Origin of the sequence: Polynucleobacter sp. JS-JIR-II-c23 (assembly GCF_035011225.1) — a bacterium.
GTDB lineage: Bacteria > Pseudomonadota > Gammaproteobacteria > Burkholderiales > Burkholderiaceae > Polynucleobacter.
The window spans coordinates 115,915-142,351 of the sequence record NZ_JAYGQT010000001.1; the positions used below are offsets into that span (position 1 = coordinate 115,915).

Annotated in this window: 24 protein-coding genes, 2 tRNA genes and 1 pseudogene; 22 read left to right on the forward strand and 5 right to left on the reverse strand. The window is 45.4% G+C overall.

Annotated elements, in window-relative coordinates; all coding sequences use genetic code 11:
- Positions 1 to 32 precede the first annotated feature (32 nt).
- From mnmE to mnmC, 3 genes and pseudogenes are all read left to right on the forward strand, one after another.
- Positions 33 to 1,394, forward strand: coding sequence for a tRNA uridine-5-carboxymethylaminomethyl(34) synthesis GTPase MnmE (gene mnmE / locus VC159_RS00690; protein ID WP_323473541.1), 1,362 nt, complete (start codon positions 33 to 35; stop codon positions 1,392 to 1,394).
- 90 nt (positions 1,395 to 1,484) lie between these two features.
- Positions 1,485 to 3,350 (forward strand): phosphoenolpyruvate carboxykinase (GTP), encoded by a 1,866-nt coding sequence (locus VC159_RS00695; RefSeq protein WP_215358800.1) that lies wholly within the window; start codon positions 1,485 to 1,487, stop codon positions 3,348 to 3,350.
- Between the two features lie 48 nt (positions 3,351 to 3,398).
- Positions 3,399 to 4,487: pseudogene (gene mnmC, locus VC159_RS00700) on the forward strand (FAD-dependent 5-carboxymethylaminomethyl-2-thiouridine(34) oxidoreductase MnmC); the annotation flags it as partial.
- Here the strand turns inward: mnmC and VC159_RS00705 are convergent.
- Both VC159_RS00705 and dprA read right to left on the reverse strand, forming a co-directional pair.
- On the reverse strand, positions 4,460 to 7,132 hold the full coding sequence (locus tag VC159_RS00705; protein ID WP_215358799.1) for a DNA topoisomerase III: 2,673 nt from the start codon (positions 7,130 to 7,132) through the stop codon (positions 4,460 to 4,462). The pseudogene mnmC and the gene VC159_RS00705 sit on opposite strands and share 28 nt — an antisense overlap.
- A gap of 206 nt (positions 7,133 to 7,338) precedes the next feature.
- Positions 7,339 to 8,031 carry a DNA-processing protein DprA gene (gene dprA / locus VC159_RS00710; protein WP_215358798.1) on the reverse strand — a complete coding sequence of 231 codons (693 nt, stop codon included), beginning with the start codon at positions 8,029 to 8,031 and terminating at the stop codon, positions 7,339 to 7,341.
- Positions 8,032 to 8,102: 71 nt separating this feature from the next.
- On the opposite strand from dprA, the gene def reads away from it, so the two are divergent.
- From def to VC159_RS00750, 8 genes are all read left to right on the forward strand, one after another.
- Entirely contained in the window at positions 8,103 to 8,618 is a 516-nt protein-coding gene (gene def / locus VC159_RS00715; protein WP_215358797.1) for a peptide deformylase, read from the forward strand.
- An 8-nt stretch (positions 8,619 to 8,626) separates the two neighbouring features.
- Positions 8,627 to 9,625 (forward strand): methionyl-tRNA formyltransferase, encoded by a 999-nt coding sequence (gene fmt, locus VC159_RS00720; RefSeq protein WP_215358796.1) that lies wholly within the window; start codon positions 8,627 to 8,629, stop codon positions 9,623 to 9,625.
- A gap of 2 nt (positions 9,626 to 9,627) precedes the next feature.
- Positions 9,628 to 10,494, forward strand: a complete 867-nt coding sequence (gene htpX / locus VC159_RS00725) for a zinc metalloprotease HtpX (RefSeq protein ID WP_215358795.1) — start codon at positions 9,628 to 9,630, stop codon at positions 10,492 to 10,494.
- A 1-nt stretch (position 10,495) separates the two neighbouring features.
- Positions 10,496 to 11,812, forward strand: a complete 1,317-nt coding sequence (rsmB, locus tag VC159_RS00730; protein WP_215358794.1) for a 16S rRNA (cytosine(967)-C(5))-methyltransferase RsmB — start codon at positions 10,496 to 10,498, stop codon at positions 11,810 to 11,812.
- Positions 11,809 to 12,390: a DUF4390 domain-containing protein gene (locus tag VC159_RS00735; RefSeq protein WP_251367738.1), complete on the forward strand. Its 582-nt coding sequence runs from the start codon at positions 11,809 to 11,811 to the stop codon at positions 12,388 to 12,390. Before rsmB ends, VC159_RS00735 begins: the two co-directional genes overlap by 4 nt.
- Positions 12,387 to 14,696, forward strand: coding sequence for a sensor histidine kinase (locus VC159_RS00740; RefSeq protein ID WP_215358793.1), 2,310 nt, complete (start codon positions 12,387 to 12,389; stop codon positions 14,694 to 14,696). Before VC159_RS00735 ends, VC159_RS00740 begins: the two co-directional genes overlap by 4 nt.
- Positions 14,697 to 14,698: 2 nt before the next feature.
- Positions 14,699 to 15,382: a response regulator gene (locus VC159_RS00745; RefSeq protein ID WP_215358792.1), complete on the forward strand. Its 684-nt coding sequence runs from the start codon at positions 14,699 to 14,701 to the stop codon at positions 15,380 to 15,382.
- A gap of 101 nt (positions 15,383 to 15,483) precedes the next feature.
- Positions 15,484 to 15,559: transfer RNA gene (locus tag VC159_RS00750), tRNA-Phe, on the forward strand.
- Between the two features lie 193 nt (positions 15,560 to 15,752).
- Here the strand turns inward: VC159_RS00750 and VC159_RS00755 are convergent.
- Complete coding sequence (locus VC159_RS00755) at positions 15,753 to 15,935, reverse strand: hypothetical protein (RefSeq protein ID WP_323472393.1); 183 nt, start codon at positions 15,933 to 15,935, stop codon at positions 15,753 to 15,755.
- Between the two features lie 795 nt (positions 15,936 to 16,730).
- Here VC159_RS00755 and VC159_RS00760 point away from each other — a divergent pair.
- From VC159_RS00760 to VC159_RS00770, 3 genes are all read left to right on the forward strand, one after another.
- A tRNA-Phe gene (locus VC159_RS00760) sits at positions 16,731 to 16,839 on the forward strand.
- 116 nt (positions 16,840 to 16,955) lie between these two features.
- A complete protein-coding gene (locus tag VC159_RS00765) occupies positions 16,956 to 17,234 on the forward strand; it encodes a BrnT family toxin (RefSeq protein ID WP_068949842.1) in 279 nt (92 codons plus the stop codon).
- Positions 17,235 to 17,245: 11 nt separating this feature from the next.
- The gene (locus tag VC159_RS00770) at positions 17,246 to 17,455 is read left to right on the forward strand and encodes a BrnA antitoxin family protein (RefSeq protein WP_068949841.1); all 210 of its coding nucleotides are present in this window, start codon (positions 17,246 to 17,248) and stop codon (positions 17,453 to 17,455) included.
- A 94-nt stretch (positions 17,456 to 17,549) separates the two neighbouring features.
- Here VC159_RS00770 and VC159_RS00775 read toward each other — a convergent pair whose 3' ends face one another.
- A complete protein-coding gene (locus tag VC159_RS00775) occupies positions 17,550 to 17,900 on the reverse strand; it encodes a DUF3147 family protein (protein ID WP_215358791.1) in 351 nt (116 codons plus the stop codon).
- Positions 17,901 to 18,047: 147 nt separating this feature from the next.
- Between VC159_RS00775 and VC159_RS00780 the strand changes: the two genes are divergently transcribed.
- The 6 genes from VC159_RS00780 to VC159_RS00805 all read left to right on the forward strand — a co-directional run bounded on the left by VC159_RS00780 (position 18,048) and on the right by VC159_RS00805 (position 22,693).
- Positions 18,048 to 19,268, forward strand: coding sequence for a molybdopterin-dependent oxidoreductase (locus VC159_RS00780; protein ID WP_215358790.1), 1,221 nt, complete (start codon positions 18,048 to 18,050; stop codon positions 19,266 to 19,268).
- Positions 19,269 to 19,277: 9 nt separating this feature from the next.
- Positions 19,278 to 19,589, forward strand: coding sequence for a cytochrome c, class I (locus VC159_RS00785; RefSeq protein ID WP_215358789.1), 312 nt, complete (start codon positions 19,278 to 19,280; stop codon positions 19,587 to 19,589).
- Positions 19,590 to 19,757: 168 nt separating this feature from the next.
- Positions 19,758 to 19,901: a hypothetical protein gene (locus VC159_RS00790; protein ID WP_215358788.1), complete on the forward strand. Its 144-nt coding sequence runs from the start codon at positions 19,758 to 19,760 to the stop codon at positions 19,899 to 19,901.
- Between the two features lie 324 nt (positions 19,902 to 20,225).
- A complete protein-coding gene (locus VC159_RS00795) occupies positions 20,226 to 20,792 on the forward strand; it encodes an SRPBCC family protein (RefSeq protein WP_215358787.1) in 567 nt (188 codons plus the stop codon).
- A 476-nt stretch (positions 20,793 to 21,268) separates the two neighbouring features.
- Entirely contained in the window at positions 21,269 to 21,742 is a 474-nt protein-coding gene (locus tag VC159_RS00800; RefSeq protein ID WP_215358786.1) for a cupin domain-containing protein, read from the forward strand.
- 99 nt (positions 21,743 to 21,841) lie between these two features.
- Positions 21,842 to 22,693: a lipid A biosynthesis acyltransferase gene (locus VC159_RS00805; protein ID WP_323472394.1), complete on the forward strand. Its 852-nt coding sequence runs from the start codon at positions 21,842 to 21,844 to the stop codon at positions 22,691 to 22,693.
- A gap of 148 nt (positions 22,694 to 22,841) precedes the next feature.
- Here the strand turns inward: VC159_RS00805 and VC159_RS00810 are convergent, their stop codons facing one another.
- A complete protein-coding gene (locus VC159_RS00810; RefSeq protein ID WP_323472395.1) occupies positions 22,842 to 23,813 on the reverse strand; it encodes a dienelactone hydrolase family protein in 972 nt (323 codons plus the stop codon).
- A 223-nt stretch (positions 23,814 to 24,036) separates the two neighbouring features.
- Between VC159_RS00810 and VC159_RS00815 the strand changes: the two genes are divergently transcribed.
- Together VC159_RS00815 and cydB are read left to right on the forward strand one after the other, a co-directional pair.
- The gene (locus VC159_RS00815) at positions 24,037 to 25,395 is read left to right on the forward strand and encodes a cytochrome ubiquinol oxidase subunit I (protein ID WP_323472396.1); all 1,359 of its coding nucleotides are present in this window, start codon (positions 24,037 to 24,039) and stop codon (positions 25,393 to 25,395) included.
- A complete protein-coding gene (cydB, locus tag VC159_RS00820) occupies positions 25,392 to 26,405 on the forward strand; it encodes a cytochrome d ubiquinol oxidase subunit II (protein WP_215358782.1) in 1,014 nt (337 codons plus the stop codon). Before VC159_RS00815 ends, cydB begins: the two co-directional genes overlap by 4 nt.
- The last annotated feature ends 32 nt before the right edge of the window (positions 26,406 to 26,437 follow it).

Genomic DNA, 26,437 nt, shown 5'->3' on the forward strand with positions numbered 1-26,437 from the left:
CATAACTCGCTTGCAATAAATAGACAGCAATGATGACAAGAAAATTGCCCATCATTGCTATTGCAACCGCGCCCGGCAAGGCGGGCGTCGGGGTTATTCGCATCAGTGGAAAAAATTTGAGCGCTTTGTCGAGCGCATTATTTCAAAAAAACCTTCCTCCAAGACAAGTAAATCTATTAACGCTCTGTGATGAGAGTGGCCAAGCCATTGATCAGCTCATTGCAATTCATTTCGTTGGACCAGCTTCTTTTACGGGTGAAGATGTTTTAGAGCTTCAGTGTCACGGTGGCCCACAACTTCTTGAGTTGGTGATGAAACGCTGTTTAGAGTTGGGCAAATCCGAGGGACTTGTCATTGCAGAGCCGGGCGAATTTACCCTGCGTGCCTATCTCAACAACAAAATTGATTTAACCCAGGCTGAGGCTATTGCAGATTTAATTGACGCGCAAAGCGAGGCGGCTGTTCGCGGCGCAGCTCGTTCTTTGCAGGGTGCTTTTTCTGACGACATCAATAATCTCATTGAAGAAATTACCCAACTCAGGATTTTGGTTGAGTCGACCTTAGATTTTCCAGAGGAAGAAATTGAGTTTCTAGAAAATGCTCAGGCACGTCAGCGCTTGACCGCGGTTAAAGAAAAGTTACAAGCTTTACGTGCGGGCGCTAAGCAGGGAAAAATTTTGCGCGATGGAATTCAGCTGGTATTAGCCGGAGCGCCCAATGTGGGGAAAAGCTCTTTGCTTAATCGCTTGGCCGGTGAAGAGGTCGCCATTGTTACCCCTATTGCCGGGACAACTCGAGACCGGGTTAAAGAAAGCATCACCATTGACGGTGTGCCCATGCATATTATTGATACAGCTGGTCTGCGCGAAACAACGGATGTTGTAGAGGCAAAAGGCATTGAAAGATCGTGGGATGCCATTCGTTTGGCAGACATAGTGATTTTTTTGACTGATGCTCAGTCGGCCGCCCAACAGGACGACCTAAAAACTCAGATTTTGAGGGAATTACCGCCTAAATGCGCCGTGCTTGAGCTTGTGAATAAGGTTGATTTGCTCCAAGAACCATCAAAAACTGCGCCCAGTGAAGTTTTGCTGATTTCCGCCAAAACTGGAGAGGGAATTGAGGGGTTAAAACAGAAGATTCTGGAGCTTGTGGGTTGGGCTGGACCCCAGGAGGGCGCTATTTTGGCTCGTAGAAGACATTTAGACTGCATAGAGCGCGCGGCTGAACATATTGAAAAATCAGAAGAATTCGCTGCAAATGGCAACAATTCTCTCGAATTATTTGCAGAAGAGCTCTCTTTAGCCCAAAGACACTTGGGGGAAATTACCGGAAAACTGCTTCCAGACGACCTTTTGGGGAAAATCTTCAGCCAATTCTGCATTGGTAAGTAAAGGGTTTGTGCTGTGTCTGGCCCACACAGCAAATGTGACCGAAATGTTAAAATCGTCGGATTAAAAAATTTAATCTTCATAGGGAAACATATGACTTCAACTACCAGCGGCCAAATTAATGTGAATGCGCCAGCTTACGTAAAAAACAAGCGTCTAATTGAGTGGGTTGGCGAAGTGGCAGCTCTTACCAAGCCTGACGCCATTCGTTGGTGTGATGGCTCACAAGCTGAATACGACGAATTGTGCGAGTTGTTGGTGAGTGCTGGTGTATTTAAGCGCCTTAACCCTGCTAAGCGTAAAAACTCATTTTTAGCTTTGTCTGATCCTGAGGATGTGGCGCGTGTCGAAGATCGCACCTTCATCTGCTCAGCAAAGAAAGAAGATGCTGGTCCAACTAACAATTGGGTAGAGCCAAGCGAAATGCGCGCAACATTGAATCCATTGTTTGATGGTTGTATGCGCGGTAGAACCATGTATGTAGTGCCCTTCTCTATGGGCCCAATTGGTTCGCCAATCGCACACATTGGTGTCGAGTTGTCTGATAGCCCTTATGTGGCGATCAATATGAAGTTGATGACTCGCATGGGTAAAGCGGTAATCGATCAGCTTGGCGCTGACGGCGAGTTTGTTCCTTGTATTCACACTGTGGGCAAGCCTTTGGCTGCTGGTGAAAAAGACGTCGCATGGCCAAACAACAAAAACAAATACATTGTTCACTACCCAGAAACACGTGAGATTTGGTCTTTCGGTTCAGGCTACGGCGGCAATGCATTGTTAGGTAAAAAATGTTTTGCATTACGCATCGCCTCCAATATGGGTCGCGATCAGGGTTGGCTGGCTGAGCATATGCTGATCTTGGGCGTAACTTCACCCGAAGGTAAAAAATATCACATCGCAGCCGCATTCCCATCTGCGTGTGGCAAAACCAACTTCTCCATGATGATTCCTCCAAAGGGATTCGAGGGTTGGAAAGTTACCACTATTGGTGATGACATTGCTTGGATCAAGCCACGCAAAGATGCCGTTACTGGCAAAACTCGTTTGTTTGCAATTAACCCAGAGTCTGGCTACTTCGGCGTAGCTCCTGGAACTAACCGCCAAACAAATCAAAACTGTATCGACTCTCTCAATCAAGATGTGATCTTTACAAACGTTGGTTTGACTGATGACGGTGATGTTTGGTGGGAAGGTTTGACAGAAACTCCACCAGCACATTTGATTGACTGGCAAGGCAAAGACTGGACTCCAGCCGATGGGGCTGCTGGCCGTAAAGCCGCGCATCCAAACTCACGCTTTACTGTTGCGGCGACTAACAACCCAGCGGTTGATCCAAATTGGGATGATCCCGCAGGCGTTCCTATTGATGCATTCTTGTTTGGCGGCCGCCGTTCAAATACCGTACCTTTGGTTAGCGAGGCACGTGATTGGGTTGAGGGCGTTTACATGGCTGCAACATTGGGCTCTGAAACCACCGCAGCCATTACAGGTCAAATCGGCGTTGTACGTCGCGACCCATTTGCAATGATTGCATTTGCTGGTTACAACATGAGCGACTACTTCCAACATTGGCTCAATATTGGTAAGAAGCTCGAATCTGAAGGCGCAGTATTGCCAAAGATCTATTGCGTGAACTGGTTCCGCAAAGATGAGAATGGCAAGTTTGTATGGCCAGGCTTCGGTGAAAACATGCGTGTTCTTTCTTGGATTTTGGGCCGCGCAGAAGGTAAGGCAAGCGGCAAAGAAACCCCATTTGGTATTACTCCAGAGTACACAGATATGCATTGGGGTGGTCTCGACTATTCCGCAGAAAAGTTTACTAAAGCAATCACCGTTGGAATTGATGATTGGAAGAATGAGCTTAAGCTGCACACAGAATTGTTCGAGCACCTTGGCGATCGCTTGCCAAAAGAGATGAAAGAAACTCGCTCCAAGATCGAACAACGCCTGAATGCTTAAGCTTCATAAGCTGATAGCAGTATCAATCGTTTTATCAATACTTAATCAATGACCAAACCCCAACACCATGAAATAGTGGTGATTGGGGCAGGCATTTGTGGGGCAACCATTGCAAATGAGTTGCTCGAGCGTGGCAAAGCTGTTTGTATTATTGACGCCGCTCCATCTCCGGCCACCGCCTGTTCAAGCCATGCTTATGCCATTGCACATCCGCATATTGGCAAGGGCGCCCCCCGTTTATTGCGTCTAACGCGCCTTGCATTTCTTCTGGCCGAGGCACGCTGGAAAAATATGTGGCAGCAATACGGGATATTTCAGCCGACCAAAAAAGATAAAACCTTTGATCGAGCTGCAACAGAAGAGCATTTGCGTTCACTGAATCTTGATGAAGATATGGCTATTGCCATGGATGCTCAAGAGGCTAAACGGTTTTGTGGAATTGAACAAAGCGGCGTTTGGTTGCCGCGTGGCGCTGGTTTAAATTTGCATGAAACAAGCAAGGGGTTGTTACACGAACAACAGCGATTAACTTGTGTGTGGAGCACGCGCATCGCGCGCTTAGAGGAGCTCAGCGATCAGTGGCATTTATTTGATGCCTCAAACAATCTGATTATGACTGCAAATCAAGTTGTAGTGGCCTGCGCCATTGAAGCAAAAGATCTTATGAATAGTATCGGTATTCGTTTGCCCTTAAGGCCGGTGCGCGGTCAGTTGAGCATTTTCACGGTTCGGCAAAATGACCCTTGGATCAAAAAATTACCCCAGGTTGGCATCTCTGGAGATGGATATTGTTTGCCTGCCAAGCAACTTGATGATGGTAGCTATCAATGGATTGTTGGCTCTAGTTTTGATGAGGGTGAGGATGACCTCTCACCAAGAGAAATCAGTGATGACTTCAATCGTGAGCAAGCTAAGCGCTTAGTGGATTACGAAGAAGGAAATCTTTCGTCGTTGATAAAGTCTGGAGATTTTGTTGGTGTGCGTTGTGTTGCTGGAGATCGTTTACCAATCATCGGCGCACTTCCTCAGCGCCCAGGAATATTTTTAGCTACTGCCTTGGGATCGAGAGGAATTTTGTGGTCCGCCCTAGCGGCTAAGCTGATTACGGCTCAGCTACTAGATGATGACTTTGCTTTGCTTGCACGCTTAGGTTTTGCTGCAGACTTAGTCGCTGCACTTGCGCCCGCTCGTTTCTTTGCGGGAGCAGCGCCTTCAGCCTTAGGTGCTTTAGCCTCAAATTCAAAGCCAATTTTGCCAGCAGAATCTAGCGCTAAATAGGCCTTAAAGCCACGCCCAGTGCGGTTCGACTTAAAGTTAGTTAGAAGATCTGTTTTGCCCTCTTTCAGTAACTTTTGAACCTGTTCTGGCGAGACCTCTTGTTGTAGAACTACTTTTCCGGTTTTGAAATCACATGATTTATTGGGGCCAGTATTGTTTTCACAAACATAACGCATGCCATCTTCATATACTGCGCCCGAACACTTTGGACAAACGCCTAGCGCTAGACGGCCCGTGAAATCGACGGCTTCAGTCTCATCATCTTGCGTGTTGCCAAAATCAAACTCAAGTTTGAAGCCCGCATTTGGATAATCTTTGTCATCCTCTGGAATTTCGCTTAATTTAATAATGGCTGCAAATGGGCGTCCCATTTTGCTGCGGAAACCTTGTAGTGGACCGATGGTTTTTTCACGCAACAACTCTTCAACTTCAGGATATTCAAATGCGCGCCCACCAGGTGTTTTGCTGATCGTAAAGCCGCACTTTTCACAGGCAAAACGTCGATAGTTTTCCTTTACCGGACCCTTACAGTGTGGGCATGGCGTGGTCATGGTGGCGTAGTCGCCTGGAATGGTATCGCTGTCATATTCTTTGGCACGCTTGACGATGCGCTGAGTCATTTGCGCGATCTCTTGCATGAAAGTATCGCGATTCATCTTGCCTTGCTCTATGAGAGAAAGTTTGTTCTCCCAGCTACCAGTGAGATCGGGGCGAGTTAACTCTTCAACATCTAAGCCGCGCAACAAAGTCATCAGTTGGAATGCTTTTGCAGTTGGAATCAGTTCACGAGCTTCGCGCACCATGTATTTTTCAGCAAGCAGGCCTTCGATGATGGCGGCTCGAGTTGCTGGTGTACCCAATCCCTTTTCAGCCATCGCTTCGCGCATGTCATCATCATCAACCCACTTACCCGCACTTTCCATTGCGGAGAGTAAGGTTGCTTCTGTATAGCGTGCTGGCGGCTTGGTTTTCAATGGCACTGCTGCAATAGACTCAGTTTGTACAGCCTCACCCTCTTGGACGGGAACGAGTTCATCGTCTGCTTGATTGGATTTGCCGTAAACCGTTAGCCAACCAGGGTTTACAAGCACACGACCTTCGGTTTTAAAGTGGTGTCCGGACGCCTCGGAAATGCGTGTGGTCACACGGAACTCTGCGGCAGGATAAAACACGGCTAAGAAGCGGCGCACAACCAAGTCGTAGAGCTTGGCTTCGGGCTCGCTTAAAGTTTTAGGCGTTTCTAATGTTGGGATGATCGCAAAGTGATCAGAAATTTTAGAGTTATCAAAAATTCGTTTGTTTGGCTTTACCCAACCATAGCCCGCTTTGGCCTTAGGATCCTTTGGGTCACCCTTCAAAATTTGTTTAGCAAAAGCACGATAGTCTTGTGAATGCTCAGCAAGGTTCTCCATGGTTTGTTTAACGGTATCGAGGTAGTCCTCAGGAAGCGCTTTTGCGTCGGTACGTGGATAGGTTAATACTTTGTGGCGCTCATATAGAGCCTGTGCAAGACCTAATGTATTTTTTGCAGAGAATCCAAAACGCGCGTTCGCTTCACGTTGTAAGCTCGTTAAATCAAATAGCTGAGGAGCAAGCTGTGTAGCAGGCTTGGCTTCTTCAGTCACGCTTGCTTTTTTGCCGCGGCATGCAGCCACAATACTTTGAGCTGCAGCCTCACTCCATAGGCGGTTCTCGCGCGCGTCGGGCTCGGCAGCATCCTTTTTGAATTTAGGGTCAAACCAGCGGCCTTCATACACGCCAGCAGCAGCGATAAATTCAGCCTTCACTTCCCAGTAATCTTTAGAGATGAACTTGCGAATGAGCTCTTCGCGCTCCACCACAATAGAAAGTGTTGGAGTCTGCACACGACCTACAGTCGTTAAGAAGAAGCCGCCGCTCTTGCTATTAAAGGCTGTCATTGCGCGCGTGCCATTGATGCCGACCAACCAGTCAGCCTCCGAGCGACAACGAGCCGCATCAGCAAGAGGCTTCATGTCTTCATCGCTGCGTAAATTGGTAAAGCCTTCGCGAATGGCGGCGGGGGTCATCGATTGGAGCCATAAGCGCTTAATAGATTGCGATGCTTTTGCGTGTTGCGCAATCAAGCGGAAAATTAATTCACCCTCACGCCCCGCGTCACAAGCATTAATGAGGGCAGTTACATCTTTGCGCTTAATGAGTTTTTGTAAAACTTTGAGGCGTGATTCTGTTTTTACAATCGGACGCAAATCAAAATAAGGAGGCACCACCGGTAAATTGGCAAACGACCATTTGCCACGTTTCACATCAAATTCTTCAGGGGCGGCAATTTCCAATAAATGGCCAACCGCGGAAGAGATTAGGAATTCATCGCTCTCAAAATAATCTTCGTACTTCGTAAAGCCGCCCAAGGCTTTGGCAATGTCATTGGCAACAGAAGGCTTCTCCGCAATGATGAGCGCCTTAGGGTGGTCCCCGGCGGTAGTCTTTGAGCTGCTTTTTTTGGTAGTTGCTTTAGTTGCCACGCGTTTTGCCTAAATTTGAGCTAGAAATGATGGTTTTTGGGATAAAACGGATGGCCAATTTAAACCAAAATCGGGCTTGGCCAATTGCATACCCCTTTTTTATTATTAACCGATAAATTAGGAAAAGTCCAAAAACGCCTATTTTTGGCCAGTTTTGGGCGGGCAGAAGTTCCCAGTTTTCAGATAAAAATCCCTTTCTAGGCCATTTAAATGCTGTTTTTGCTTAAAAAAGAAAACTCTTCAAGAACATCATCTGGTTTAAAGGCTAGTTTTGCACCTTGCTGAATAAGTAGATGGCAGCCGGCAGAATTGGTGTTGTGGATGGGCCCGGGAAGGGCGAAAACCTCCCTTCCAAGGTCTGCGGCCAGGCGGGCTGTAATGAGAGAGCCCGACTTTTCAGCCGCCTCTATAACAACGACACCAATAGCTAGGGCGGCAATAATGCGATTTCTTCTTGGAAAGTGCCATGCTTTAGGCCCCGAGCCTAGGGGAAGCTCAGATACCAATAGCCCCTGTTGGCTGATGGCACGAGATAGTTCGATATTTTGACGGGGATAGACGACATCTATGCCTGTTCCCAATATTGCCGCAGTGCAGTGATTGGGTCCAAGCTCAATGACCGCCTGATGGGCGGCGCTGTCGACCCCCTTTGCTAGGCCAGAAACGATCAAGGCGCCCGCTTTCGATAATGCTTGGGCAAACAGGCCTGCATTTTTTAAGCCTTCAGGGCTGGCGTTTCTAGAGCCTACGATCGCAATCACGGGCCTCTTCAGAAGATGAATGTCCCCATATATATAAAGACATCCCGGGGGATCATATAAATCATGGAGGCGAATTGGGTAATAAGGGCTCTTGCGATCGATTTGGAGAATGGCATTAGGCGTGGAGGATGTTTGCATAAATCAATTTTGTTCTTTGGGGGAATTGCGACAATCAGGACAGACTGATAGCTCTGTTGGATAATTCTTATATGGCTTTATTACCCGTCCTTTGTTATCCAGACCCCCGCTTGCACAAGGTTGCCAAACCTGTTGCGCAAGTGGATGCGCGCATTAAAAAAATTGTCGCCGATATGGCGGACACCATGTATGACGCCCCCGGTGTTGGCTTGGCAGCAACGCAGGTAGATATTCATGAGCGCATCGTGGTAATTGATGTGTCTGATGAACAAAACGAATTGATGGTTTTTATCAACCCAGAAATTATTTGGTCCAGCTCTGAAACAAAATCTTGGCGCGAAGGTTGTTTATCTGTTCCAGAGTTTTATGACGAGGTTGAGAGACCATCTGAAATTCGAGTAAAGGCTTTAAACGTTGACGGTAAAGAATTCGAAATAGAGGCTGATGGTTTGTTGGCAGTTTGTTTGCAGCACGAGTTAGATCATTTGCAAGGAAAAGTGTTTGTTGAGTATTTATCAATACTTAAAAGAACTCGTATCTCACAAAAAATGAAAAAGCGCGCTAAAGAATTAGTGGGTCAGCGCTAAGCGCACTAATGAAAATCGTTTTTGCTGGAACTCCTGAGTTTGCTGCGCAAGCGATGCGCGCAATTTACGATGCTGGTCATGAAATTGTTTTGGCTTTAACGCAGCCCGATCGCCGCGCTGGCAGGGGCATGCACCTTCAGGCAAGCCCAGTAAAAGAGTTTGCTTTGCAAAAAAATATTCCTGTGCTGCAACCGGAAACATTAAGACGCACAAGCACCGATTCGCAGAAGCAGGCGCAGGCACAAGCTGCATACGAGCGCCTATCTTCAGCGGACTTTGACGTCATGGTGGTGGTTGCCTATGGCCTGATCTTGCCCCAAGAGATCTTGGATATTAGCGAGAGAGCAGGAAGACATGGCAGCTTTAATATTCACGCTTCTCTGTTGCCCCGTTGGCGTGGTGCAGCACCAATTCAGCGAGCAATTGAAGCGGGCGATTCCAAAACAGGCGTTTGCATTATGCAAATGGATGTTGGCTTGGATACCGGAGATACTGTTTTAGTTGCGGACCTTGAAATTGCTCGCGATGAAACGAGTGCCAGCTTGCATGATCGGTTGGCGCAGCTTGGCTCGAAATCCATTGTGGATGTTTTAAATTCCTTAGACCAAGCCAAAGATTTATCTCGGGTACCGCAAGCGAAAGACGGCATTATCTACGCTGAAAAAATACTGAAGAATGAGGCAGGGATCGATTGGGCTCTAAGTGCCAAAGAAATCGATCATCGTATTCGGGCTTTTAATCCTTTCCCGGGGGCAAGTAGCAATTTGAATGGACTGGCGGTGAAGTTTTGGAATTCAAGGCTTGCAGACCCTAAAGCTGTAAGCTCCAGCGGTACTGTAGGCGAGGTGCTTGGGTTAAGTAATAAGGGCACATATATTCAGTGTGGTGAAGGAGTGCTTGAGGTCTTGGAGATGCAAAAACCAGGCGGCAAAAAAATAGATGCCAAAACGTGTTTGCAGTCGATTGGTGATAGTAAAAAATTGTTGCGCTTTCAAACAAAGGAGTAGAAATGTTTAATTTTGCAAAGACTGCTGTTTTGATGGCAGCAATTACTGCACTCTTTATTGTGGTTGGTGGTATGTTGGGTGGTGAGCAGGGTATGTTGATGGCTTTACTGCTGGCTGTTGGCATGAATTTTTTCAGCTATTGGTTTTCTGACACCATGGTGCTGAAGATGACTAATGCACAGCAGGTTGACGAAAGATCTGCCCCCCAGTTTTATGGGCTCGTTAAAGAGTTGTCGGAGAAGGCTGGCTTACCGATGCCTAAAGTATTTTTAATTAATGAGGATGCTCCTAATGCTTTTGCAACGGGGCGCAATCCAGACAATGCCTCAGTTGCTGCAACCACCGGCATTCTGAAAATTCTCTCGAATCGTGAATTACGTGGCGTGATGGCGCATGAGCTTGCCCACGTTCGCCATCGTGATATTTTGATTTCGACTATCGCCGCCACTATGGCTGGGGCCATTTCAGCATTGGCTAACTTTGCCATGTTCTTTGGTGGCCGCGATTCTGAGGGTAGACCCAATAATCCAATAGCCAGCTTGATGGTGGCAATTTTGGCTCCGATCGCAGCAAGCTTGATTCAAATGAGTATTTCTCGCGCAAGAGAATATGAGGCAGATCGCGGCGGTGCCGAAATAAGCGCTGATCCTGAGGCGCTAGCACAGGCATTAGAAAAAATTCACAACTATGCACAAGGCATCCCATTTCAAGCAGTTGAACAGCATCCTGAAACAGCGCAGATGATGATTCTCAACCCTTTGAGTACCGGCGGCCTCGCACAACTTTTTTCAACCCATCCGCCTACTGAAGAGCGGGTGGCACGCTTAATGAGTATGGCTAAAAACGGGGTTTATCCCGGAGCAAATTAATTTGACTGATCAAAAAACACCACGCAGTCTCCCGCTCTCTGAAGCAATCACGATTGCTGCACAAGCGGTAAGCGAGGTCATGAGCGGAAGATCGCTTACTGAGCTTCTCGATCAGCTAGAGGCCCACGAACGCCCGATCGTTCAGAGCTTGAGCTTTGATGCACTTCGCAAATGGGTGCGCTCTCACGAATTCATTAAGCAATTCATTCCAAAGACTCCACCCCCTGAAGTAGATCATTTGCTTAGCGTTGCGATTGCCTTATTTTTGCAAGATCCAGCCGAGAGCAAGGGCTATCCAGCTCACACGATTGTGGATCAGGCGGTGAAGGCTTGTGGTGAATATGACGAAACCATGTATGCCAAAGGTTTAGTGAATGCGGTCCTGCGCAAGGTAAGTCTCGTGGTGCAACCACCAGAGGGCGAGAAGCGTTTTCCGCCCGATCCAATTCCAATGTATGTACCTGCTTGGTGGCGTGCTAATCTGAAACGCAATTATTCCAAAGCATGGCAATCGATTTTGTTTCAACAGGCCAAGCGTGCACCATTAATTTTGCGTGTGAACCAAAGACAATATACGCGCGAGCAATATCAAGCCTTATTGTCTGAGTCCGGAATTTCTTCAATGCCAATAGAAGAATTGGCGGGCGTTCAATTGCCTTCCGCTCTCCTGTTGCCTGAAGCGGTTCCCGTATCCGATCTACCTGGTTTTTATACTGGCGCTGTGTCTGTACAAGATGCAGGCGCACAACTGGCTGCAGTCTTACTAAGTCCTCAGGTGGGAGAGTTGGTGTTGGATGCCTGTGCTGCTCCCGGTGGAAAAACGGCACATCTATTGGAGCTTGCAGATTGTTCAATGCGGGCTCTAGAGTTAGACGGCGAGCGTATTGGAAAAATTGGTGGCAACTTAGATCGCCTGCGTTTGCAGTCCGACAAAGTGCGCGTGTTACGCGGCGACGCTTCCAAGGCGGCCTGGTGGGATGGCGTTCTTTTTGACAAGATTCTGCTTGATGCCCCTTGCTCGGCCTCTGGAATAGTGTCGCGACATCCTGATATTCCATTTTTAAGGCGCGAAGCAGACATTAGGGCGCTACAAGAAAGACAACGAGCCATTTTGAATCAGGCGTGGATGATGCTCCAGGTAGGAGGGACCCTTTTGTACGTCACTTGCTCGATATTTCCCGAGGAGGGCGAGGAGCAGGCTGTTTGGTTTGCTGAGCAACACTCCAATGCGGTACGATTAGGCGCTTCAGGCCAGATTTTGCCGGGCGAACTAAACGACGGTTTTTACTATGCTTTGTTTAAGAAAAATGGGCCATGAGCCGAAGAATTAAACAATTCCTCATTTTGTTCTTGATGGTGTTGGGTGTTTTTTCAACCACCGTTAGCGCCGAAGGAATCAAGATCAAATCCTTTGAGTTGGAGAAGGCGGATAACGACTGGCTTCTCAACGCAACTTTCCAGATTGAGCTATCTCCTGGACTAGAAGATGCCGTGCAAAAAGGCGTCGTTCTCTATTTCCAAACAGAGTTTGATTTAGTTCGATCACGTTGGTATTGGTTTGATGAAAAGTCTGCGCTTGTGCAAAGGCAGGCCCGCCTTTCTTATCAGCCACTCACACAGCAGTACCGAATAGCATCAGAGGGCTTTACTTTTTCTGCCAGAACCATGTCTGAGGCATTGCAAGCAGTGGGTAGTATTGGCGGATGGCGAGTTATTGAGGGCTCTCAACTAGATCCTAGCAAATCTTATACAGCCAGTATGCGCATGAGTTTGGATCTTAGTAAGCTACCAAAACCTTTTCAAGTAAACGCACTAAACAATCGCGATTGGAATGTATCAAGCGATTGGTACCGCTTTCCATTTTCTCCTACTGGCCCTAATTTAATTAAGCGATGAGATCGATAGCAGCCATGCTAGACCCGGGTTTTTTTACATCCAAGGCTTGGAGTAAAAAAATCATTCCGGTCACGATCGGTGTGATCGGCGCTTTTGCTTTATTGCTTTTAGTTTTATTGGCGATTGCCTCTTCCAACACAGAATTTTTTGATAACTACTTTATTTGGCTCTACGCCGCCAATGTAGTAATCGGAATTTGCTTGACTCTAGTCATTTTGATTTTGGTGGCTGTTATCGCCGTACGATGGTATCGCGGGCACTTTGGTACGCGTTTGATTGCAAAGTTAGCCATGATTTTTGCTTTAGTCGGAATCGTTCCGGGCTTAATTTTGTACGGCGTGTCATTGCAGTTTGTGTCGCGCAGTATTGAGACCTGGTTTGACGTCAAAGTAGAGACAGCGCTGAACTCGGGTTTAGAGTTGGGGCGCGTAACGTTGCGAGTAGCCCAAGAAGAAATTTTGGGCGAGGGCAATTTTATTGCCGAACAGATTGTGCAGATACCCTCAGGCACTAGCGCTGAGCAGGTGGCCACCTCAGTAATGAAGATTCGCAATCAATTTGGCATTCAAGAGCTTAGTCTTTTTAATATGCAGCGCAATCTGATCTTCACCAGCGAGATAAAACCTAAAAAATACTTTCCTGCGCCCAGTGCAGACGTGGTTGCGGAGGCATTTAAAAAGAAGGGCATTACCTTTCTAGATCAAATTGAGGTAGAGGGTGGGCAGCGGGGCTATCGAGTTAGAGCAATTGTCCCGATTGTTCGTAAAAAAACGATCTATAGCAAAGCAGATTTAGGCAAAGATGTGGAAGACAAATATTTTTTACAGCTAGTACGCTATATTCCAACGCCCTTGGCCAAGAATATTTTTGCGGTGGAGTCAGCGTATAGCGAATATCAAGAGAAGGCCTTGGGGCGCACTGGTCTACGCAAGATGTTTGTGGGTACCTTAACCCTGACTCTTTTCTTCGCGGTGTTCGTGGCCATTACTTTGGCTTTGATGTTGGGTAGGCAGCTTGCGCGCCCCCTTCTAATGCTTCTGAGAGGCACCCAGGCAGTTGCACAGGGAGATTTGTCTCCCAAGCCAGAGCTCGATACTGGCGATGAGCTTGGCATGCTTACACGGCAATTTAATGTCATGACTAGGCAGTTGGCTGACACCCGAACTTCTTTGCAAGAATCCAAAGCATTCTTAGAGCGCGTGTTGGGAAGTCTCACGGCAGGCGTATGCATTTTTGATAAAAACTACAACGTTGTTTCTAGCAATGAGGGCGCAGATCGTATTTTTGGTCAGGACCTTACTCTCCTTGATGGAAAGCCCCTCGGCAGCAGACCGGCTCTGTTGGAGTTTGAGGGGGTCATCAAAGAAGGCTTTTCTACTATGAAGCTCGCAGTGCTGGGCGAGGGAGATGCAGAACAAAAGACCACGCCGACTAATGCGCCGGTGTGGCAAAAACAAATTCAACTACACACTACAAATGAATTTGAAAATGAATTGGGGGTAACTCTATTTGTGCGCGGTACAGAGCTGACTGGCGATTTACGTATGGTTGTTTTTGATGACATTACTGATGTGGTGAGCGCACAAAGATCTATCGCTTGGAGTGAAGTTGCTAGACGTCTTGCTCATGAAATTAAAAACCCTCTAACGCCCATTCAGCTCTCCGCGGAAAGATTGCAGCATAAGCTTGCAGGTAAGCTGAGCCCAGAGCAAGAAGAAATGATTAATCGCAGCACCGAAACCATCATTGGTCAGGTACAAGCCATGAAAGAAATGGTGAATGACTTTAGGGATTTTGCGAAGACGCCAACCCCACAACTCAAGTCAGTTTCCATCAACACACTTACTTCAGAAATTTTGGGTCTGTACGAGGGCAGTCCATTACGCACTCAGTTAGATCCTCATTGCCCAGAGATCATGGGGGATCCCACGCAACTAAGGCAGGTAATCCATAACTTGCTACAAAATGCTCAAGATGCCACTCTTGAGGGGCCTCGCCCCAGTAGTCCGGTAGAGGTTAAGACAGAATTAGTCCCTTATGGCGAACACAATGGCGTAGCTCAAAATGCTGTGCGATTAACAATAAGTGATAGTGGGGTTGGATTTCCAGCTAAGATATTGGCAAGAGCCTTTGAGCCTTACGTAACAACAAAGAGCAAAGGCACGGGTCTGGGTTTGGCAGTAGTTAAGAAACTCATTGATGATCACTCGGCCAAAATTGAAATTCGGAACCGCATGCAAGGTGAAGAAGTGGTTGGTGCGAAAGTGTCAATATTGTTTATGAATCTAGCAAAAGAGGCAGCATAAGCATGGCTAGTATTTTGGTTGTTGATGACGAGATGGGAATTCGTGAGCTTCTCAATGAGATTCTCACTGATGAAGGCCATACTGTGTACGCTGCAGAAAGCGCGGTACAGGCGCGCACTATTCGCGAACAAATGCGCCCTGACTTAGTCTTGTTAGACATTTGGATGCCCGATACCGATGGCATTACATTGTTAAAGGAGTGGTCCAATACTGGCCAGCTCACGATGCCAGTAGTAATGATGTCTGGGCACGCAACGATTGACACTGCAGTTGAGGCCACTCGTATTGGCGCACTCAATTTTTTAGAAAAACCGATTGCTCTACAAAAGCTTTTAAAGACGGTTAGCAAGGCCCTGGAGAGTTCTCCTAAATATGTTGAGCCAGAACGGGTGAGAGCCGTTCAGTCGAGCGCCAATTCCGTTGTCACGCCAAAGCAGGTGGTTTCCGAATCGGCTGCCCCAGCTGTTGAGGGCGAATACATTAGTGGGATTGCAAAAACATACTTTGATCTTCCTTTGAGGGAGGCAAGAGATTTGTTTGAGAAGGCGTATTTTGAACATCAAATGCAAATCATGGGCGGCAGTATGACCAAGATTTCAGAGTACACAGGTCTAGAGCGAACCCATTTGTATCGCAAACTGAAGGCCTTGGGAATAGATACCTCGCGCAATAAAGGCGAGAGCTAGGCGACCACCCAATAAGGGCAAATACCACAAAACCCAGAAATCATGGGCTACTAAGCAAATTTGAAGATGATCCAAGCCAATTCGTTATAATCCCAATTCTTGGCCTGGTAGCTCAGTCGGTAGAGCAGAGGATTGAAAATCCTTGTGTCGGTGGTTCGATTCCGCCCCGGGCCACCAAGAAACACCAAAACCACCTTCGGGTGGTTTTTTCGTTATTGTAACCCCAACGTGCTTAGACGATTACTCGAAATAGTTAAACTACAGAAAACAAACTGAGCCCACTTGGAGAATGGCAGATATGTCGGTTGAACTTACCCCAGAAAAAAAAGCGTTTCTTAGGTATTGGGCTATTGGTATTTCAATAGTCTACTTATTGATCGCCATATTGGTTATTTGGATTGTTAAAGGCGAGAAGGATATTGCCAGTAGAAATCATGTCCTTCGCATGAGCGCGGATGCGGTAGAGCCCGGAAAAACTGCGCCCGATCCGCTCCCCGCTAATACAAACTTTGTCCCAGTCAACATTGGCATTTATTTGGATGGCATAGAACATTTTTCTATCAAAGACTCTTACTGGTCTCCCACTTTCTATATTTGGTTTCGATGGAAGGGTGATGCCTCTATTAATCCAGGGAAAAATTTTAGACTTGTTGATGGAAAAATAGAAAAGAAAGAACTTCAAAACAGTTACCGCGGGACTGATGGCTCTAACTACGAGGTTTATAGAGTGGTAGCAAGAGTAAATAAGTTTTTTAATACAACTCGCGTCCCACTCGATGACCACATGCTCAATATCTATATTGAGGATTCTGCCAATGATGTAGTGAAAATGCGCTACGTAGCTGATTCAGCTTCTGGCCTGAGTTCGCGGGCAAAAGTTTCTGGATATGACATCAAAGGTTTTGCCACCGTAGTTAAGCCACACACCTATAAGACTTCATATGGCGACCCTAGGGTCAGCGAGAATCATCGCACCACCTTTAGCGAGTACAACTATGGAGTTACTTTAAAGCGCCATGGTATCGGCGTTTACTTAAAGCTGTTCATTGGTTTATACGCGGGGGTTCTGCTGACTTTTTGTAGCTTCTTCATACGCCCTTCCGAAACCGCTCCTCGTTATGGCTTTCCTTCGGCATCTTATTTTGGCGTGGTTGCTAACGCTTATATGACGCACTCTATGTTGCCATCTTCGGGGCACTTTGGTTTGGCAGACTTAGTAACCGCAATTGGTTTGTTTACGATTACTTTTTGCGTAATAGCTTCATTGATTTCAGTCTATTACTATCTCCGCAAAAAAGAGGAAGATTTTTCTCGGAAGCTTGATAGGGTTTCTCTCTGGTTCATCGGAGGCGGATTTGTGGCTGTCAATATTCTCTTGCCAGTATGTGCGCTTTACTAATATCGATGAAGGATTGAAAATCCTTGTGTCGGTGGTTCGATTCCGCCCCGGGCCACCAAGAAACACTAAAACCACCTTTGGGTGGTTTTTTCATTTGGTCTTTCGGAAAGGCTGCGTGATTCAGGATTTTTAACCCTGGTTGCTTATCCCAGCTGATGTATGTACAATGTACATATGACTTCGTTACGATTTGAATGGGAACCTAGAAAAGCTTCAGCCAATCTGAAGAAACACGGTATTTCATTTGAAGAGGCGAAATCTGTGTTTTATGATGAAAGTGCTAAGTTAATTTCCGACCCCGATCATTCGGAGGACGAAGACAGATTTATCTTGCTGGGAGTAAGCCATTCTCTTCGTGTGATTTTGGTTTGCCATTGTTATCGAAGCGAGGGTAATGTCGTTCGTATTATTTCGGCTCGTAAGGCAACCCCTAAAGAGTCAAAAGCTTATTAAAGGTGATGAAGATGCGTAAAGAGTATGATTTCTCAAAAGCTCGTAAAAATCCATATGCTTCTATGCTCAAGAAGCCCATTACGATTAGATTGGATGAGGATTCAGTGAGTTACTTCAAATCTGTATCAGAAGAAGTTGGAATTCCTTATCAAAGCCTCATTAATCTCTATTTGAGAGATTGTGCCGCTTCGCATAAGAAATTGAACCTTAGCTGGAAGTAGTCTAGGGGTGGGATGAGAATTTCCTGAGGCTCCGGTTCGATTCCGCCCCGGGCCACCAAGAAACACTAAAACCACCTTTGGGTGGTTTTTTTATTTACAACAGATTAATTCCAAAGCTTTTTATCACCAAGGCAAATAAGCCAAAGCAGATGGCTGTTGCCACTACACACGCACCCATGGTCACCCAGAATCCTAGCCTTGGTAGCAGGTAAGGAAACAATAGAAACATTGGTAGCGTTGGAATCACATACCAAAATGTGTAATAGGCGTGATTAGCAATTTTTTCATCAGGTTGATTTTCTACATAGAGCCATACCAAGGTTAAGAATGTCATTAGTGGCAATGCCGCAATAAAACTACCCAACCTATTGCTGCGTTTGGCAACCTCAGAGATGAATACAACCATTCCTGCTGTTAATAGATACTTTGTAATGATCCAAGCCATAAAAGCCTTTATAGTGATTGCTTGCCCCATTATAGGAATGTCGTTTAAAACGACATTTTTAATGTGTGATGAGGGTAATCACCAACGCATGTCTCTTCAAAAGTAGCTATTCTTACTTCAACCAAAAATACTATGGAGGAGACATCCATGAATTCAGATAACTTTACCAATAGACGTAAAGTCATTACAGCCGCACTGGCTGGTGGAGCCAGTTCATTATTGCCATCTTGGGCGATAGGCGCAGAGAAAACAAATTTACCTATAGCCTATGGTGAGCGCGAACTCATGGCTTTTCCTGAGAAGAAGCCCATGATTGTGCTTACTTCCAGGCCGCCGCAATTAGAAACACCATTTAAGTATTACGACAATCATGTCATTACGCCAAATGATGAATTCTTTGTACGCTATCACATGGCCGGCATTCCAACATCGATAGATCCCAACACTTATAGATTAAAAGTTGGCGGTAATGTAGAAAAGCCTTTAGAGATTTCTCTAGAGGCATTAAAGAAAAATTTTCCATCTCAACGCATTGTTGCTGTTAATCAATGCTCTGGTAATAGCCGCGGCTTATTTGAGCCTAGAGTTAATGGTGGGCAACTCGGTAATGGTGCGATGGGTAATGCCGCTTGGGTTGGCGTTGCCTTAAAAGATATTTTGAAGGCGGCCAATCCCGGTAGTGGAGCCAAGCAAGTAACTTTCAATGGCTTGGATCAGCCAATTCTCCCAAGCGATTCAGATTTTGTAAAAGGTCTAGATATTGATCACGCCATGGATGGCAATGTGATGGTTGCCTATCAAATGAATGGAACAGATATTCCTTTCTTAAATGGCTATCCAATCAAGTTAATTGTTCCTGGCTACTACGGAACGTATTGGGTTAAGCACCTTAGTGAAATTAAAGTGGTCGATGATGTATACAACGGCTATTGGATGAATCCTGCTTATCGTATTCCTGATAATGACTGTAACTGTGTCGCGCCAGGAACGGCACCCTCAAAAACCATCCCCATTAATCAATTTACGATTCGCTCTTTCATTACTAACTTTACAGACAATAGCGTTGTCACTGTTGGTAAGCCCGTTCAAGCTCGAGGCATTGCCTTTGATGCTGGCTATGGAATAAAGAAGGTTTTGTTCTCGCAGGACAATGGACAAAATTGGACAGAGGCGAGATTGGGCCAAGACCTTGGACGTTTCTCATTTAGAGAGTGGCGCATTGAATTTACGCCAAAACAAAAAGGGATATTGGACTTAAGGGTCAGAGCATTTAATCATGCCGGCCAAATTCAGCCCATGACTGCAAGCTGGATGCCGGCTGGCTATATGCGAAATATTGTTGAGACTGTAAAAGTCACAGCGGTTTAAGGAGAAAATATGAAAAAAACTATCATCCTTCTATCTGCTCTAGCTTTGACACAAATGGCACTAGCTAAAACGATTGAGTTACCAGCCGATACTGTTTTATGGCGACCATCAGATTTGCCCGGCTATCAGCTGACTTTACAGAAATGTTCTACCTGCCACTCTGCCCACTATGCAGAATATCAACCGCCCAATACGGGAGTTGGCTATTGGAATGCTCAAGTTTTAAGGATGAAAAATGTATTTAAGGCGCCCATTACTGATGAGGAGGTTCCAGTCATAGTCGACTACCTTAATAAAACTTATGGGGCAAACAGGAAATAGAATTAAACATCCCCGGCCCTGGTTGATTCCGCCCTGGGCCACCAAGAAATACCAAAATCACCTTCGGGTGGTTTTTTATTGCATCTTTGTGACTAGAGCTAAAGTTGTATTTCCAAAAGTGATTGATCACTTTAATCTAAAGGCGCACATTCATATTGGAGATTAGTCATGCATAAATTAGGATTTTTGATGGCAGTAGCAATTGCCTTCTTTGCGGGAGCTGTTAGCGCGTCTGTATTGGCTGATTCGAAGGCGAATGAGAGGGTTTCCTCTTCCATAGATCGGGCCCATGAGCAACAACAAGCTTATTAAATAGGATTCCTTATCTGGACCTTAAATTCTACGCCCAGATTTTTATTGGCTGGAGTAGACCTCAAAACCACCTTCGGGTGGTTTTTTCATGTGGTCGTTCAGCAAGAGCAAATGTAAAGCTATGAGAAGTGGAGATTTGGCGATTACTAGCTATAAGCTGGAAAGCAGAAAAACTTCTTACTTATCGCATCCTCTGGTGTCTGCATGATGATCTCTTGGATTGCTTTATCAGATTTACTACAGAAGAAGTATTCTGTAGGACACATTGATCTATCCAATGTGCCGTTTAAAACAGCAAAATGCATAAGATCCTAAAATCTATCAATGAAATGGTTTTCAACACTTGCCTTAGCCTTCTTTATCACTCAGAGCTTTGCTCAAGAGAATCCCAATCCCTTTGATGTTCGGGTTAGCGTGACACAGGTTGATGGCCGTTTTCATGCTCAAGCAAGTTATTCCGTGCCAATTAATATTTGTAGTGCCCATGTATTCATTACAGATTATGAGGGCTCAAAGAATATCCCGGGAATAATTGAAGCAAGGGTTATTTCAAGAGTGGGAAATAAGGTGCGCGTATACAGAGTGATTGAAGAGCAAATTCTATTTTTCTCTATAGAGATGAAATCAACGGTGGAATATACAGAGCTACCAAATAGGTCTCTAACTTTTGAGCAGATCAGCGGCGATAATAGGTCTTACAAGGGAACCTGGAAATTGCTAGAGGAAAAAGATAAAACAGTTTTTAAGTATGATGCTCAAATTGAGCCTAACTCAATTATCCCCTCAGCCATCATTGAATACTTTTTAAAAAATAGTATGCGGGGGCGATTTGAATCTATGGCGCAAAGAGCTATCCAACACAAGTCTATTGAAGCAGTGGCCTGTAAATAGCTATCACTTTTTTTGCACGCATTGACTAAATCAGCGGCGCCACCTGAGGCGATGCTCTTAGGTGCAAAATTGTCTCCCCTCGGCCCTGGTCGATTCTACCCGGGGCCACCAAGAATCTGAATAGCCCACTTGTTGTGCTATTTTCTTTTGTGGCTTGGCAGGCTAGACGCCATTAGTTGAGGGTATCCCCATCGAGAGCTGTCTTTTTAAAGAACCCTTTATGAGCTGGAGATTTGCCATCCCCGCGTCAGTCAAGCGTCGACTTAAGCGACGTCCATCCAAGGTCGGCACTTGCGATAGTGTTTAAAACGACAATTCTTATTATGCTCAAGGGTTAGTCCTAGCTGAATCCCATCGCACTTAGCACTATCTTGAATTGTCATATAAAAAGCCAATTCAAGATAGTTATCGATTGGAGGAGACATTAACCACCTTTTGGGTGACTTTTCATTTAAGGTAAAGACAGGGAGTTCGTTATGAAAATATTGTTGGCTACGCTGTTTACATTTTTATTCTCCGCGACAGTTTATGCAGAGAATTTACCCGGCGGATTTATTACAGTTAAAGAAGATCAGATTGTTTGGAAGACCAATGAAAATGGTGTCAAGCAAACCACACTATACGGAGACCCTAGCAAGCCAGGAATTTATGTGGTCCGCAATATTTTTCCTGCAGGAGTAATGAGTGCACCCCATTCTCACGATCAAGATCGATTTGTTACGGTAATCAGTGGGGTCTGGTATGCAGGTATGGGCCCTGAGTGGGATCCAAAAAAGAATATTCCAATGCCAGCAGGTAGTCTGATGTTTCATCCGGCTAACGGCGTACATTTTGATGGCGCCATGGCGGCTGATACCCAAGTGCAAATTATTGGTATGGGACCAGTGAAGACAGTCTGGGTTTATCCCAAGGAAGATCATTTTGGAAAACCCCATAAGTTAAGCCAATAGGAAGAAATCCTGGCCCTGGTTCGATTTCGCCCCAGGCCACCAAGAAACACTAAAACCACCTTCGGGTGGTTTTTTATTTGTTAGCGTCTAGAATGGCCAATGAGGTATTTCATACTGAGACTCTTTAGCTCGCTTCCATTGGCGGCCATTCAAATTATTGGGGCCGGTATAGGTGCATTGGTTTACCTGTTTTCTTCTAGGTACAGACGACGCCTGTATAAAAATCATCAGAGCGCAGCCCATTATTCGGGTTTCAAATCAACCCCCTGGAAGGTGGCCGCTGAATCTGGAATGATGTTTGCCGACACATTATGGATTTGGAGGCATCCAAAATCCTCTATTAATAAAGTCACCATTGAAAACTTGGATCAAGTTGTTGAGCTATCCAAAAATGGAAAAGGCCTAATTGTTCTTGCTTCACATTTAGGAGGCTTTGAAATAGTGCCTCGTATTTTTGCCGAGCATACAAGAGCAACAGTGATGTATAGACCGGCTCGAAAAAGATGGGTGAATGAGCTCATGCTTAAATCACGTCATCACTCCGAAATTGATTTTGTTGAGGCAAATATTAGCGGGGTTCGTCAGATTAAACGAGCTTTAGTAAAGGGCGAGGTAGTTGGCCTATTGGCAGATCAGGTACCTAGCGTTGGCGATGGAGTATGGGCTAAATTCTTTAAGCAATATGCTTACACAACATCATTCCCAATTAAATTGGCTCGCCAAGCAAATGTAGCAATTCTTTTTGTTAGCGCAGAAAGGCTAGCATTAGGAAAGGGCTGGCTAATTAAGAGCCAATTGATGAATGAGGCATTCCCTGATTGCCTGGTTGATGCCTGTACAGAAATGAATCACTATTTTGAAGAGATGATACTTTCAAAGCCATATCAATATTTGTGGTCTTACAACCGCTACAAAAGGCCGGCTGGAGCAGAATTGGCTCCCACAGAGTAAGGCATTCTTGGCCCTGGTCGATTCCGCCCTGGACCATCATGAAATACCAAAACCACCTTCTGGTGGTTTTTCATTTCCAGGTTTCTGTGATGTCGTTACAAACGATAAAAAACAAGGAGGCAGCTTCCGCCCCCTTATTTTGACAAGTCTAGTTCTTAAATAGATTTACTAAGAAAGTATTAATTTCACGGGTTGCCTTTTGGGTGGCATCATCATCTTTGCCCACGTGAGGGTTTAACTCAACACAAGCATCAGAGTACTTGAACTCTTGATTTGTTTGGGTGTTAATTAAATTGCCTGGCGTCTTTTCAACAATCCTACAAGACCTAACAGTTTGTGCGTCTTTTGAAGCTACTGGTGGCACTGCTCCAAGCGGAGAATCAAATGCGTGTGGGCCAAAATCATATTCAAACATTTCTACATTTTGGTAGGCCGCTTTTAATTTACCGACATACTCCCTACAAGCGGTTATAGGGTTGTAGTCATCCGTGACACCGTGATGAAGCTGAATAGGTTTGCCAGTGGTCTTTGTGTCGCTGATGTAGCTTGTCACACAATCAGCATAAAACGGAATGTGTGCAGCAAATACAGTTCCACTCTTATTCCACATCTTATTAAATCGCTCTACACTGGCAAATAGAGTTGCTTGACCACCCCTGGAAAAGCCCATCATGACAAACTTATTGGAATCTAGGCGTGGATGCTTGGCCAAAATTTCCATTGCCTTATAGCTATCAAGAGCAAGATTCAATCTGCCTAGCAGAGCTTGATTGGGGCCCACAACGGTTAGGCCTCTTCCTGTAAAGCCATCCATACTAAATGTGGCATAGCCCTGCCCTAAGAAGTGATTGGACCAATAGTCTATGTTTGCTCCCATACCGCTTGAGCCGTGCACCAAGAAGATAACTGGAATTTTTTGACTAACGGGCTTTGGTGGAAAGCGAAGAATGCCGTTGACAGTTACCTCTTTACCATTCTTGTCCCCCAGCAAAAACTGTTTATCGGAAATCGTTAGGCTTGGAATGGAATAGATTTCTGAGCGTGGTGGATACACGATGTCAGTCTCCGCTATAGAGCAGAGAGATATAGTCGCCAAAATGGCTATGAGCAAGCACTTCATTTGATTGTGTCCCTAATATTTTTATTAAATGATGTTGCCAAAAAATAGTAGCAGAATCCATGGTGAAGATCCTGAATGAAAACCCTTGAAGGCTTGATTTAGGTTTTCTTAGCAATATCGTTAAAACAACATGCGATTCTGAGGTAAGCCAATTAAATCAGCCTCAGCAGGTCAAGAAGGTAAAGAGCATAATAAAAGCACATTAAAAATAAGAGGTAACAAAATGCTTGATACGCTTATTTTGAGCAGAATTCAATTTGCGTCAAATATGACTTTTCATATTCTTTTCCCAACAATATCTATTGCTTTGGGGTGGGTGCTTTTCTATTTCAAGGTTAAATTTAATAAAACAGGTGACTCAGTATGGAGTGAGGCCTATCAATTCTGGGTCAAGATATTCGCCCTAACCTTTGCTCTGGGCGTTGTTAGCGGCATCACGATGAGCTTTCAGTTTGGAACCAACTGGCCTGGATATATGCAAACGGTAGGTAATATCGCAGGGCCTTTGCTTGGCTACGAAGTTTTATCGGCATTCTTCCTCGAGGCAACTTTTTTAGGAATTATGTTATTTGGCTCTAAAAGAGTCTCTCAAAGAGCTCACACTATCGCCACATTTTTAGTTGCCTTCGGTACATCACTATCGGCATTTTGGATCATTGCTTTAGATTCTTGGATGCAAACCCCACAAGGGTTTGAGATGATCAATGGTCAAGCGCATGCAACCAATTGGATTGAGATTGTCTTTAATCCCTCCATGCCGTATCGCCTCCTGCATATGATGACGGCATCATTTTTGACTGTAACGTTCTTAATTGCAGGCATTTCTTCTTATCGATATTTAAAGGGCATCAATCTTTCTGGCAACCGAGCGCTGATCAAGTTGGCAATGACTATGGCGGTAGTGTTGGCCCCATTACAGATTGTCCTTGGTGATTCACATGGGCTAAATACGTTGGAGTATCAGCCTGCAAAGGTAGCGGCAATGGAGGGAATTTGGGAAACCACCAAAGGCGCCCCTGCTGTTTTGTTTGCCATACCTGATGAAACGACAAAAGCCAATAAATACGAAATAGCTATTCCAAAACTCGCATCTTTATATTTGACACACTCATTTGCCGGTGAGGTGAAAGGTTTGGATGCTTTCCCTGGGGCAACCCCACCAGTCGCCCCCATCTTCTTTGCCTTTCGCATCATGGTCGGCATCGGCATGTTGATGCTCTTAACTGCATTCGTTGGGTTTTATCTCACAAGAAAAAATAAAGAGCTACCAACCTGGCTTTTAAAGGGACTCAGTGTGATGACATTTTCTGGTTGGGTTGGGGTAGTTGCCGGCTGGTATGTGACCGAGATAGGCAGACAGCCTTACCTTGTTAGTGGAGTGCTAAAAACTGCTGATGCAGTTACTAAAGTGCCTACCAATATGGTTTTGGGTACGCTCGTGATGTACCTTGCGCTGTATTTAGGACTTATTGTTTCTTATATTTGGGTTGTTTTTTACTTGGCAAGACAAGCTAATCCTGCACATATTATTGATGAGCAAAAATCAGGCCTCACTAACAACATTGCAGGAGCATCAGAATGATTCCTAATTTATACGAACCATCTGGTTGGTTGCCCCTTTTCTTTTTGGTTGCAATGGGTATTGCTATGGTTGCTTATGTTGTCTTAGATGGATACGACTTGGGCGTTGGCATCTTATTGAATCAGGCAAGTGAATCAGAAAAAGACATCATGATTTCATCAATCGGTCCTTTTTGGGATGCCAATGAAACTTGGTTAGTACTCGGAGTTGGAGTTCTCTTAATTGCCTTTCCAATGGCGCATGGAATTATTTTGACTGAACTCTATTTGCCTGTAGGCATCATGTTGGCTGGTTTAATTTTACGAGGCGTATCTTTTGACTTTCGTGCAAAAGCCCATTTGAGTCAGAAGGCAGTCTGGAACTTTCTATTCTTTTTTGGCAGCTTTTTAGCTGCTGCATCTCAAGGGGTCATGGTTGGTAGAGAGGTGATTGGTTTTGACTCCGGATATTTGGGCTGGATATTTTCTTTTATCGTGGCGCTTTGCCTGCCGGCTGGATATGCCCTATTGGGCGCTGGCTGGCTGATTATGAAGACGTCTGGCGATCTACAGCTAAAGGCTGTTGGCTGGGCAAGGAAATGCCTCTTATTTACGGCCCTAGGCGTTGGAATCATTTCTGTAGCGACGCCGTTCTTTAGTTCGGAGATTGCGGCTAAATGGTTTACCTTCCCCAATGTCTTTTTCTTATTGCCGTTTCCAGTTCTGACCTTAGCTTGTTTTATCTTTATCGATTTGAGCTTATTAAAAATGCAGAAGAATAAGCCTGCCCCTGTTTGGATTCCTTTTGCTCTAAGCGTAGCCATCTTTGTCTTAGCATTTCTAGGAATCGCCTACAGCATGTTCCCTTACATCGTTGTAGACAAAATGACGATTTGGGAGGCAGCTTCAGCTACGGAGTCATTGTGGGTCATATTTTGGGGGGCTATAGTTGTGCTGCCAACCATCATTGGATATACCATTTATTCCTACAAAATCTTTTGGGGCAAAACCGAGCCACTGAGTTATTACTAAAGTAATAGTTTGAGCGCCCCCTAGAGGGGCGC